The 11,589-nt window shown below is 70.0% G+C and carries 8 protein-coding genes; 4 read left to right on the forward strand and 4 right to left on the reverse strand.

Features of this window, described 5'->3' with window-relative positions; all coding sequences use genetic code 11:
• Positions 1 to 32 precede the first annotated feature (32 nt).
• A complete protein-coding gene (locus OHU34_RS07855) occupies positions 33 to 1,043 on the reverse strand; it encodes a multicopper oxidase domain-containing protein (protein ID WP_142267076.1) in 1,011 nt (336 codons plus the stop codon).
• A 199-nt stretch (positions 1,044 to 1,242) separates the two neighbouring features.
• On the opposite strand from OHU34_RS07855, the gene OHU34_RS07860 reads away from it, so the two are divergent.
• Both OHU34_RS07860 and OHU34_RS07865 read left to right on the forward strand, forming a co-directional pair.
• The gene (locus OHU34_RS07860; protein ID WP_405765533.1) at positions 1,243 to 3,720 is read left to right on the forward strand and encodes a ThuA domain-containing protein; all 2,478 of its coding nucleotides are present in this window, start codon (positions 1,243 to 1,245) and stop codon (positions 3,718 to 3,720) included.
• A 74-nt stretch (positions 3,721 to 3,794) separates the two neighbouring features.
• Positions 3,795 to 5,954: an OmpL47-type beta-barrel domain-containing protein gene (locus OHU34_RS07865; RefSeq protein ID WP_405765535.1), complete on the forward strand. Its 2,160-nt coding sequence runs from the start codon at positions 3,795 to 3,797 to the stop codon at positions 5,952 to 5,954.
• 33 nt (positions 5,955 to 5,987) lie between these two features.
• On the opposite strand, the gene ligD is transcribed toward OHU34_RS07865, so the two are convergent.
• Positions 5,988 to 7,046: a non-homologous end-joining DNA ligase gene (gene ligD, locus OHU34_RS07870; protein ID WP_142267073.1), complete on the reverse strand. Its 1,059-nt coding sequence runs from the start codon at positions 7,044 to 7,046 to the stop codon at positions 5,988 to 5,990.
• 110 nt (positions 7,047 to 7,156) lie between these two features.
• Here ligD and OHU34_RS07875 point away from each other — a divergent pair, with 110 nt between their 5' ends.
• Complete coding sequence (locus OHU34_RS07875) at positions 7,157 to 8,233, forward strand: ATP-dependent DNA ligase (RefSeq protein WP_142267072.1); 1,077 nt, start codon at positions 7,157 to 7,159, stop codon at positions 8,231 to 8,233.
• A gap of 320 nt (positions 8,234 to 8,553) precedes the next feature.
• On the opposite strand, the gene OHU34_RS07880 is transcribed toward OHU34_RS07875, so the two are convergent.
• A complete protein-coding gene (locus tag OHU34_RS07880; protein ID WP_142267071.1) occupies positions 8,554 to 9,744 on the reverse strand; it encodes a zinc-dependent alcohol dehydrogenase in 1,191 nt (396 codons plus the stop codon).
• A gap of 322 nt (positions 9,745 to 10,066) precedes the next feature.
• Between OHU34_RS07880 and OHU34_RS07885 the strand changes: the two genes are divergently transcribed.
• Positions 10,067 to 11,068, forward strand: a complete 1,002-nt coding sequence (locus OHU34_RS07885; RefSeq protein WP_405765539.1) for a DUF3048 domain-containing protein — start codon at positions 10,067 to 10,069, stop codon at positions 11,066 to 11,068.
• Between the two features lie 51 nt (positions 11,069 to 11,119).
• On the opposite strand, the gene OHU34_RS07890 is transcribed toward OHU34_RS07885, so the two are convergent.
• Complete coding sequence (locus OHU34_RS07890; RefSeq protein WP_142267069.1) at positions 11,120 to 11,584, reverse strand: MarR family winged helix-turn-helix transcriptional regulator; 465 nt, start codon at positions 11,582 to 11,584, stop codon at positions 11,120 to 11,122.
• Positions 11,585 to 11,589 lie beyond the last annotated feature (5 nt).

Genomic DNA, 11,589 nt, shown 5'->3' on the forward strand with positions numbered 1-11,589 from the left:
CGAGGTGAGAGCGCTCTCCGCCCCTGCGCACCTCAGTGCTCGTGCGCGTCGCCGGTCCCGTCCGGCGCGGGAGACCCGGCGGGAGACCCGGATGACCCGTGCGGCCCGTGCGGCTCGTATCCCGGGATCGTGCCGTCGGGCTTCTTCACCAGGAAGAGTCCGACCATCCCCATGTCGGAGTGGCTCTGCACATGGCAGTGGTACATCCACGCGCCGGCGCCGACCCCCTCCCCCGCGACGACCTGGAAGCCGAAGGAGTCGGCCGGGCCCACGATCTTGTTGTCGACGACCTGGCTGGGGTCGTCGGGGCCGGTGAGCAGGCCGGTACGGTTGTCGGCCCAACGATGACCGTGCATATGGAAGGTGTGGTAGTACTCGCCGTGCGTGATCATCACGAACTCGACCCGATCGCCCACCGTCGCCTCGAAGTCGGGGCCCGAGTGGGCCGGTCTGTTGTTGATCGTCATGTCGTTGAAGACGATCGTGTGGGTGGCGTCGGGCAGGATGTCTCCCTTGCGCCGGACGATCACCGGTCCGTACAGGCCCTTGCGGATGCCACCCGAGCCGTGTTCCGTTCCCACGACGTGGTCGTGGTAGTGCCAGTAGCCCGCGCTGCCCGCCCGCCAGGTGCCGTCGGCGCGGCGACCGGGGGCATGGGTGCGCCAGGTGTAGGTGCGCGTGCCGCCGGGCTCGATGTCACTGTGGTTCAACTTCGTTCCGTCGCTGGAGACTTCGTAGTCCAGGCCGTGGACGTGCAGGCTCGCCGCCACGTCCAGGGTGTTCTCCACCTCGATGTGCAGGGTGTCGCCCTCGTTGAGTTCGATCAGCGGCCCGGGGACGGTCGCCTTCCCCTTCTCGAAGCCGTAGCCGAGTTGTCCGTCGGCGAGCTTCTCCGCGTACAGCTTGAGGTGTCTGACCGCTCCCCCCGCCGGGGCGACCTTCGCCGGTCCGTCGGCGCTCACCGCCCTCGGCCCCAAGGACAACGATGTCGCGGCGGCTGCACCGCCCAGCAGCACCCGGCGGTTGAACCCGCGTCTGTCCATGCCGAACTCCCCGCCCTGGTACGGAATTTGCGACGATGAAGAAGACGAGCCTGTGATGAACCTGTGAGACGGTACCGGTCGTTCCGCCGTTTCTCCACACCCAGGACAAAGTTCATGCCATTGCGGTCATAGGTATTGGCGAGTCATGCAAATGGGGTCTACCTTCCGTGGCGCTGTCGCTGTGACCGAGGAGGTGCCCATGCACTTACGAGGGTTGAGTACGAGAAGACGAATCCGGGTGACCGCCGTGGCGTGCGCAACGCTCGTCGCCGGCCTGCTCTCCGCGCCGGCCGCGGACGCGCGCCCGGCTCCCGAGCCACCCCTGACAACGATGTCCGTCAAGTCGCCACCGGGCGGCCCGAACGTACGGGTGCTGATCTTCCACGGGTCGGCCGCGGCCGGGGACGAGGCACCGGTCGTCAACGCCGGTATCGAGGCCATCGAACGGATCGGCCTGTCCGGGCCGGCGGACCAGCGTTTCGAGGTCGAGGCCACGGACGACGCCTCGGTCTTCACCAGCGAGACACGGCTGGGCGGTTACAACGCGGTCGTGTTCCTGACCGGGGGCGGCGACGTCCTCGACCCGGAGCAGGAAGCGGGCCTGGAGGCCTACATGGAGGCCGGCGGCGGATTCGTCGGTGTCCACGACGCGGCTCGCGCGGAACCGTACTCGGACTGGTTCACCGGCCTGATCGGCGCCCGTCCCGCCGCGTCGAGCCCGACGGCCGTACAGCGGGCCACCGTCGAGGTCGGCGACCGGCTCCATCCGGCCACCGGAGGGCTGCCCCTGGAGTGGAAGCGCCCCGACCTGTGGCCGAACTGGGCGAAGAACCCGTCCGGCGAGGTGCACACCGTCGCCCGGGTACGCGAGTCGACCTACCGGCCGGGCGCGAGCGCCAACGGCGCCGACCATCCGGTGAGTTGGTGCCGCGACTACGACGGCGGCCGCTCCTTCTACACCGGCATGGGCGGCACGGTCTCGTCGTACGACGAGACGGACTTCCGTACGCATCTGCGCGGCGCCCTGCTCTGGACGTCCCGGCTGGTGCAGGCCGACTGCAAGGCCACCATCACCGGGAACTACAAGGCCGAGCGGCTGACCCCGGCCAACCAGCCCGGCCAGAACGACCAGATCGGTGAGCCGCACGGCCTGGTCACCGCGCCCGACGGCCGGGTTCTCTACATCGGGCGGGGCGGCGCCGACTCCTCCCGGCCGGTGATCACCGACTGGAACAACCCGGACGTGGGCAAGGGCAAGGGACAGATCCACGTCTACGACCCGGCGACCAAAAAGGTCACCCTGGCCGGGGAAGTGACGGTCTTCGGCAACAAGGGCGGCGGCGACGAGCTCGTCAAGGTCGAGGAAGGCCTCCTCGGTATCGAGCTCGACCCGCGCTTCGAGCAGAACGGCTGGGTGTACCTGCACTACACCCCTCACTCGGGCGTCAACCGTGACACCCGGATGGCCGAGCGGCGGGTCTCCCGCTTCACACTCGACCTCGCCACCAACCGGCTCGACCTCGGCAGCGAGAAGGTGCTGCTCAAGTGGCCGGTGCAGGTACACAGTTGCTGTCACGCCGGGGGCGGGCTGGCCTGGGACTCGAAGGGCAACCTGTACATCGCCACCGGTGACAACAACTCCAGTGGTTTCAGCGGGGGTTACTCCGGAAACAACCCGCAGCCGAACTTCAAGGGTGTCTCCTTCGCCGACGCCCGCCGTACGGCCGGAAACACTCACAACCTCAACGGCAAGATCCTGCGCATCCATCCGGAACCCGACGGAACGTACACGCTTCCCGCGGGAAACCTGTTCACGGGCCGCGAGACCGACGAGGGCGGCGGCAAGACACGCGGCGAGATCTATGTGATGGGCGTCCGCAACCCCGCGCGCATCTTCGTCGACCGCACCACCGACATCCTCTACGCGGGCTGGGTCGGCCCGGACGCGGGCGAGCCTTCGCCCGTCTGGGGGCCGGCGAAGTACGACACGTTCGCCGTCATCACCCAGGCGAGCAACCGGGGTTGGCCGTACTGCATGGGTAACAAGCAGCCCTACCGGGACCGCAACCTGCCGGATCCGTCGCAGCCGCTGGGCTGGTACGACTGCGACCACCCGAAGAACGAGTCGCCGAACAACGACGGCCTGGTCAACCTGCCGCCGGTCACCGGCAACAACATCTGGTACTCGCCCCAGGGCGGCGCACCGGACTACCCGCGCGACGCAAACGGCATCCCCTCCTACCGGCAGGACCAGGCGACGTACCGGCTGCCGTGGCTCAAGGGCGGCGGGCAGGCGGCGATGAACGGTCCGGTCTACCGGTACGACGCCGCCGGCGCGAGCACGACCAGGTGGCCCGCGTACTGGGACGGCAAGTGGTTCGTCGGCGACTTCTACGACGCCGATCAGCCGCGCAACGCGGTGGTCATGGACCCGAGGACACAAGGGTCGGGCGGGCTGCCGGTCCACTCGGAGTCGCTGAAAAGAATCGTGCCGGTCGGCAACGACGGCATCAAGAACCTCATGGACTGGAAGTTCGGCCCGGACGGCGCCCTGTACGTCCTCGACTACGGCCGAGGCTTCTTCACCTCGGACGCCAAGTCTGCTCTGTGGAAGGTCACTTACCAGGGCGGCGGCCCGACGCCGGCCGCCGACCGGCTGGCGAGGGGGGCACAGTGATACAGCGGACACGGCAGAAGCGACAGACACGACAGACACGACAGACACGACAACGAAGAATCTGGACGGCCCTGTTGGCCGCCGTACTGCTGACGCTCGGGCTTCAGGCGGCACCCACCCCGGCACGGTCCGAACCGGCGGCCGCCGCCCAGGTGCTCACCTGGACCGCCGGCGACGACATCACCCAGTACGTTTCGGCGCCGACGACGGCGGTGGCGGGTCAGGCGACGATCGTCTTCGAGAACAGCGTGGCGACCGGCAACACCATGGGCATGCCGCACACGTTGACGTTCGCGACCAGCGACCCGGAGTTCAACGACGACGTCACGCTGAACATCCTGGCCAACCCGAACGACGACACCGGCGGCCGGCACACCGCCGAGGTCACCCTGACCCCGGGGCGCTACTTCTACCACTGCACCATCCCGGGTCATGGCCAGATGCAGGGCATCCTCGTGGTGACCGAGGGCGGCGGCGAGGACACGACACCGCCCGAGACGGCGGCGCAGGTCACCGGCACGCAGAACGCGCAGGGCGAGTACGTCGGCTCGGCGAGTGTCGCGATCGGGGCGACCGACGACGGCGGGTCGGGGGTCGACGGTATCCAGTATGCGGTCGGCACTGCGGGTGACTGGATCCCGTACACCGCACCGGTCGTAGTCGACCAGGTCGGCAGCCACCAGGTCCGCTACCGGGCGTTCGACAAGGCCGGCAACGTCTCCGCGGAGAAGACCGTCGCGTTCACGGTCGTCGCCCCGCCCTCCGACGACACAACACCCCCGGACACCTCCGGGACGGTGAGCGGCGAGCAGAACCCCGACGGCACGTACATCGACATGGCGACCGTCACCGTGTCGGCCTCCGACACCGGATCCGGCGTCAACACGATCGAGTACGCCGTCGGCTCCGGGGCCTGGCAGCCGTACACCGCGCCCGTGATGGTGCACCAGGTCGGCGCCCACACCGTGCGGTACCGGGCCACCGACAAGGCGGGCAACGCGGCCGCCGAGAAGAGCGTCCGGTTCACCGTGGTCGCGGCGACCCCCCAGGACACCGCACCACCGGTGACCGGCGTGAGCGTCGAAGGCACGAAGAACTCCGGCGGTGCCTACGTCGGCAACGCCAGGGTGACCGTGAGCGCGACGGACGAGCACGGGTCGGGTGTCGACCGGATCGAGTATTCACTCGACGGTGGACCGTACATCGCATACACCATCCCGGTGGTGGTCGACCGTGCCGGCCCGCACACCCTCGCCTACCGCGCCACCGACAAGGCGGGCAACACCTCCACCGCGCGCACGGTGACCTTCACCGTGGTGTCGAGCCAGGTTCCGGCCCCCAACTGCCCCGAATACGACGAGCGATTGACGGTGATCGTCGGCACGGTCGACTCGGGGGTGCCGAACCGGCTGACCGACAAACGGTGCCGGATCAACGAGTTGATCGAGGACGAGAAGGAGTGGACGTCCCACGCGCTGTTCCTCAAGCATGTGAAGACGGTCCTCGACGCGCTGTTCGGCGAGGGGATCCTGGACCAGCGCGAGTACGACGCCGTACAGGAGGCCGCCGGCCGTTCCGGGATCGGCAAGCCCGGCCAGACCGAGGGCTACCGCACGATCCTCGACGGGAGCGCGGGCTCGTTCGCGAAGTGGCAGCAGGTGGGCGGCGGATCGTTCGCGCAGAACGGCGACGGATCGATCACCAGCGGGACCTCCCGCGAGGGCCTGGGCATGCTGTGGTTCCCCGAGCGCAAGTACGGCGACTTCTCGCTGAAGCTCCAGTGGCGCGACGACGCTCCGGGCACGGGCAACGCCAACTCCGGTGTGCTCGTGCGCTTCCCGTGGGTCCATGACCACGCCGAGGAGTCACGACCGGAGTGGGTCGCCATCAAGTACGGGCACGAGATCCAGGTACTGGACCGGCCGGACGGGGACATGTACAAGACCGGGTCGGTGTACGGCTTCGACCGGGTGGGGCTCGCGGGCGCGGGCGTCACCCAGAAGGGGACCTGGAACGACTACGAGATCAGGGTGGTCGACCAGCACTACTCGGTCTACCGCAACGGTGTGCTGATCAACGAGTTCGACAACACCGGCGGCCAGGAGTTCTCGCCGCCGCGCGCGGACGACCCGGGCACGGACGGACGGCGCTTCGCCTCCGGATACCTCGGGATCCAGGTGCACGGCACGACGGACGTCGTCTCGTACCGGGACATCCGCATCAAGGAGTTGTGACAGCAGCCGTCCGGCCGGCACCGGACGGTCGCTCTAGGACGCCCCGGGCCCGCCCGGGGCGTCCTCGTGACGGGCGGGGGCGTCCTCGTGCCTGGCCCGGCTCGGCTGCACCCGCTTCGGCTCTCCGGGCATCTTCGGGTACTCCGGCGGATACGGCAGATCGCCCAGGCCGTGGTCGTGTTCGTCGCGGCGGGCGAGTTCGAGCAGGGCTTCCAGGGAGAACGCGTGGTCGTCCATGTCGGCGTGCACGTCGCCGAGTTCGGCGTACCGGGCCGGCATGGTCGCGAGGTCGAAGTCGGCGGGGTGGGCGTCGCCGACCTCCTCCCAGCGCAGCGGCGCGGAGACGGGCGCGTGCGGACGGGGACGGACGGAGTAGGCGGAGGCGATGGTGCGGTCGCGAGCGGTCTGGTTGTAGTCGATGAAGATGCGCTCGCCCCGCTCCTCCTTCCACCACTTGATCGTCACCCGCTCCGGCAGCCGCCGTTCCATCTCCCGGCCGACGGCGATGGCGGCGCGCCGGACCTGGGTGAAGGTCCAGCGGGGCTCGATCGGCACGAAGACGTGCAGACCACGGCCGCCGGAGGTCTTGGGCCACCCGCGCAGGCCGCCGAACTCCTCCAGCACGGCGCGTAGTTCGTGCGCGGCGTGGACCGCGTCGTCGTAGTCGGTACCGGGCTGCGGGTCGAGGTCGATGCGCAGTTCGTCGGGGCGGTCGACGTCGTCGCGGCGCACGGGCCAGGGGTGGAAGGTGAGCGTGCCGTACTGGGCGGCCCACAGGACGGCCGCCTCCTCGGTCGGGCACATCTCGTCGGCGCTGCGCCCGCTGGGGAAGGTGATGTGGGCGGTCGGGATCCAGTCGGGCATGTTCTTCGGCGCCCGCTTCTGGAAGAAGGACTCGCCTCCCACGCCGTCCGGGTACCGCTCCAGTGTCGTGGGGCGGTTGCGCAGCGCGCGCAGGATGCCGGGCGCGACCGCCTGGTAGTAGCGGGCGAGGTCCAGCTTGGTGAAGCCGCGCTCCGGAAAGAAGACCTTGTCGGGGCTGGACAGCCGTACCGTCCGGCCGGCCACTTCCAGTTCCACCGCATCGCCCATGCGAGCCACGGTAGACACACCTTTGACAGCTCGCATCAGCTCGCGGCGGCCCGTACACCGGACGGTCCGCACACCGGGCGGTCCCCGTGATCCTCGCGCAGAATCGGAGCATGGATCTGCCGGTGATGCCGCCCGTGAAGCCGATGCTCGCCAAGTCGGTGGCGGCGATTCCGCCGGGTATGCAGTACGAGGCGAAGTGGGACGGCTTCCGGGCGATCGTCTTCCGCGACGGTGCCGAGATCGAACTGGGCAGCCGCACCGGGAAGCCGCTGACCAGGTATTTTCCGGAACTGGTGGAAGCGTTGCGGGAACGGTTGCCGCAGCGGTGCGTGCTGGACGGGGAGATCGTGATCGCCCGGGAGGGGCGACTCGACTTCGACGCCCTCACGGAGCGCATCCACCCGGCGGATTCCCGGGTGCGCACCCTTGCCGAACGGACCCCGGCGTCGTTCGTCGCCTTCGACCTGCTCGCGCTTGCCGACCGGTCGCTCCTGGACGTGCCGCTGAGCGACCGGCGTGAGCTGTTGACCGAGGCGCTCGCCGGGGTGACGGCACCCGTGCACCTGGCGCCGGCGACGACCGACGCCGAGGTGGCACGGCAGTGGTTCGAGGAGTACGAGGGCGCGGGCCTGGACGGGGTGATCGCCAAACCGCTCAGCCTGCTCTACCGCCAGGACGAGCGCGCCATGTTCAAGATCAAGCACGAACGCACCGCGGACGTCGTCGTCGCCGGATACCGCCTTCACAAGAGCGGACCGGTGGTCGGCTCGCTGCTGCTGGGTCTGTACGACGATCGGGGCGTTCTCCAGCACGTCGGCGTGTCGGCCGCCTTCTCCATGAAACGCCGGGCGGAGCTGATCGAGGAGCTGGAGCCGCTGCGCATGGAGGACGCGGCGGGCCATCCGTGGGCGGCCTGGTCGGAGGAATCCGCCCACGAGACGGCACGGCTGCCCGGGGCGCCGAGCCGCTGGTCGGGCAAGAAGGACCTGTCCTGGGTGCCGTTGCGACCCGAACGGGTGGTCGAGGTGGCGTACGACCACATGGAGAACGGGGCACGGTTCCGGCACACCGCCCGCTTCCGCCGCTGGCGCCCCGACCGCACCCCGGACGGCTGCACATACGCGCAACTCGAGGAACCGGTGCGCTACGACCTGGCGGAGATCCTCGGGGCGCCGCCCGCGACGTGATCCCCCAGCGGCCACGAGCGGCCATGAGCGGCCACGAGCGACCATCTGATCCACAAGCGGTTGCGCCTCCGAGGAGGATCGATCGGGCGCCACAAGCGGTTTCGGGAACAGCGCCTGATGCACAACCGGTGTCAGGCGCCACCTGATCCACAACCGGTTTCTAGTGCGCCCTGATCCACAACCGGTTTCGGGTGCGAGCCTGATCCACAACCGGTTTCCGGCGCAGAGATTGATCCACCATCGGTTTCACGCGGCAACCTCATCCGTAACCGGTTGCGCCCTCACCCATTGTCCCCACCGCTCCCAACCGCTTTCACGGTTCACGGTGTCATGAGGACCTTCACCGCACCGTCCTGCTTGTGCTGGAACATCTCGTACGCGTGTGGGGCCTCCGACAGCGGTACGCGGTGGGTGGCGAAGTCGTCGACGCCGAGCGGGTCCTCGTCGGTGAGGTACGGCAGGATGTCGTCGCACCACCGGCGCACGTTGGCCTGACCCATGCGGATCTGGAGCTGCTTGTCGAACATGGTGAGCATCGGCAGCGGGTCGGCCATGCCGCCGTAGACGCCGACGAGCGAGAGGGTGCCGCCGCGGCGCACCAGCTCGATGGCGGTGTGCAGGGCGGCGAGCCGGTCGACGCTGAAGCGTTCCGAGAGCGGGCCGCTCAGTTTCCGCGGCAGCATGGCGGCGGCGTTCTGGATCATGCGGGCGGCCGCGCTGCCGTGCGCCTCGGTGCCGACGGCGTCGATCACCGCGTCCGGGCCGCGACCGTCGGTCTCGTCGCGGATCGCGGCGATGAGTTCCTTCTCGGTGTCGAAGCTGCGGAGGTCGTACGTCTCCACGCCCCGCGCCCGGGCCCGGCGCAGCCGGTCGCCGACCAGGTCCACGCCGAACACCCGGCCCGCGCCACGCACCTGGGCGATACGGCAGGCCATGTCGCCGATGGGGCCGAGGCCGAGTACCGCGACGCTGCCGCCCTCGGGGATGTCCGCGTAGGCGACCGCCTGCCACGCGGTGGGCAGGACGTCGGAGAGGTACACGAAGCGGTCGTCGGGCGGTCCCTCGGGCACCTTGATGGGGCCGAACTGGGCCTGCGGCACCCGCAGATACTCCGCCTGGGCGCCGGGCACCGCCCCGTACAGGCGGGTGTAGCCGAACAGGGCGGCGCCCATGCCCTCGCCGGTGACCTGGGTGGTCTCGCACTGGGTGGGCAGCGCGTTCAGGCACATCCAGCAGTTGCCGCAGGCGATCTGGAAGGGCACCACGACCCGGTCGCCGGCCTTGAGGTCGGGCACTCCGGCACCGACCTCCTCGACGATGCCCATGGGTTCGTGGCCGAGGATGTCGCCCGGGGTCATGAACGGGGTGAGCACCTCGTACAGGTGCAGGTCCGAGCCGCACAGGCCGGTGGACGTGATGCGAATGACGGCATCCGTCGGTTCCTGGATCGTCGGGTCGGGCACGGTGTCCACCCGTACGTCGCGCTTGCCCTGCCAGGTCACTGCCTTCATCGCGCCGCGCTCCCTCCGCCGACCGGTCCGTCCCGGCTGGTCCGGGGGTACCGGGTCCTGGCTGCGGCCCGGGTACCCGACCGCCCGGCCCCGAACCACGACGCCCGCAGCCCCCTGCCCCGGCTGCGCCGCACCCCCGGCCCCTTGTACCCGCCGCCTGCCGCCTGCCGCCTGCCGCCACGCATAGCCACTCTCGAACGGATGAGCGCACAATCAAATACACGAAACGGGGGTGGCCATGACAGGCACAGGTCGTTCGAGACATCCGACGCGTCGAAGACATCCGGATCGCCCGAGCCATCCGGGTCGTCCGGCACGCGCGATGCGTGCCGGACCCTCCACGGTCGCCGCTGCGCTGCTGGCCGCCATGCTGGCGCTCGTCCTCACGGCCGGCTGCACGACGTCCCGCGAGCCGTCGCGGGACGACGGCCGGAGCGCGTCGCAGAAGCCGAGCCCGAGCGGGAGCACCAGCCCCACCGCCGTCGCCGGCTCCGTGCTCGCCGTGAAGATCGACAACGCCCCCGGCGCGCGGCCGCAGACAGGACTCGACTCCGCGGACATCGTCTACGTGGAGCAGGTCGAGGGCGGGCTGAGCCGGATGATGGCCGTGTACGCGACGAAGGTGCCGAAGGCCGTCGGTCCCGTGCGCAGTGCCCGCGAGTCCGATCTGGAGTTGCTGGGCCAGTTCACGCGGCCGGTGCTGGCGTTCTCCGGGGCGCAGGGCAAGCTGCTGCCGCTGATCGACCGGGCGCCGCTGGACGCCGTCACGCCCGAGGACGGGGCGGGCGCCGGGGCCTATTACCGGGGCACAAAGAGGGCCGCGCCGCACAACCTCTACGTGCGCCCGGGTCGCCTGATGCCCTCCGCACCGGGCTCCGCCGCGCTGACCACCGGGTTCCGCTACGGCACCGCGCCCTCCGGCGGTACGGCGCAGCCCTCGCTCACCGTGCGCTACCCGGCGGCCCGCTTCACCTTCACCTGGTCCGTGAGCCGGGCGCGCTGGCTGGTCTCCACGGACGGCGCGCCGACGGTGACGACCGACGGGACGCAGGTGGCCCCCGCGACGGTGGTCGTGCAGTACGTGAAGGTGCGCGCGTCGGGTTTCCACGACTTCCTCGGCAACAACACGCCGTACACCGAGACGGTGGGCTCGGGAAGGGCGCGGGTGCTGCGCGACGGACGGGTCCACGACGTGAACTGGAAGCGGGCGACGGCCACGGACGGCACGGACTTCACGACCGCCGACGGCGCCCCGGTCGCCTTCGCCGAGGGCCAGGTGTGGGTGGTGTTCGCACAGGCCCCCGATGCCGCCCAGGCACCCTGATGTCGCGCAGGCACGCTGATCCGCCGGCCCGATCGCGCCCAGAGGTCTCGATCAGGACGGCGCGACCAGGGGCTCCCCCGGGTTGCGCAGGCCCTCCGCCGCGTCCGAGACGCGCTGGATGAGCTCGAGGAACAGGGTCTGTTCCGCGGCCGAGAGCGGGGACAGGAAGACCTGGTTCATCCGGGCCGTGCGGACGGTGAGCCGGCGGTGGGTGCGCAGTCCCTCGTCGGTGAGCCCCAGCAGGTAGCGGCGCCCGTCCTGCGGGTCGCGGACCTTGTCGAGCAGCCCTCGGCGGATGAGCCTGCTGATCACCTCGGCGATGGTGGAGCGGTCGAGGCCCACCCGCTCCCCCACCGTGCGCTGGTCGAGACCCGGCTCGGCGACGAGCGCGTTGAGGACCGCGAACTGCGGCGAGGTGATCTCCTCGGAGACCATCGTGTTCCACAGCAGGTAGTGCGCCTGCTGGAGCCGCCGGGCCAGGTGCCCGGGGTGGCTGGTGAGATCCACCGCGGCCATGTGCG

The organism is Streptomyces sp. NBC_00080, from assembly GCF_045041255.1.
Taxonomy (GTDB): domain Bacteria; phylum Actinomycetota; class Actinomycetes; order Streptomycetales; family Streptomycetaceae; genus Streptomyces; species Streptomyces coriariae.

Bases quoted from the DNA above. Each gene is read 5' to 3' on its own strand.
- OHU34_RS07855 (WP_142267076.1), bottom strand. From the start codon at position 1,043: ATGGACAGACGCGGGTTCAACCGCCGGGTGCTGCTGGGCGGTGCAGCC.
- OHU34_RS07860 (WP_405765533.1), top strand. From the start codon at position 1,243: ATGCACTTACGAGGGTTGAGTACGAGAAGACGAATCCGGGTGACCGCC.
- ligD (WP_142267073.1), bottom strand. From the start codon at position 7,046: ATGGGCGATGCGGTGGAACTGGAAGTGGCCGGCCGGACGGTACGGCTG.
- OHU34_RS07875 (WP_142267072.1), top strand. From the start codon at position 7,157: ATGGATCTGCCGGTGATGCCGCCCGTGAAGCCGATGCTCGCCAAGTCG.
- OHU34_RS07880 (WP_142267071.1), bottom strand. From the start codon at position 9,744: ATGAAGGCAGTGACCTGGCAGGGCAAGCGCGACGTACGGGTGGACACC.
- OHU34_RS07885 (WP_405765539.1), top strand. From the start codon at position 10,067: ATGCGTGCCGGACCCTCCACGGTCGCCGCTGCGCTGCTGGCCGCCATG.
- OHU34_RS07890 (WP_142267069.1), bottom strand. From the start codon at position 11,584: ATGGCCGCGGTGGATCTCACCAGCCACCCCGGGCACCTGGCCCGGCGG.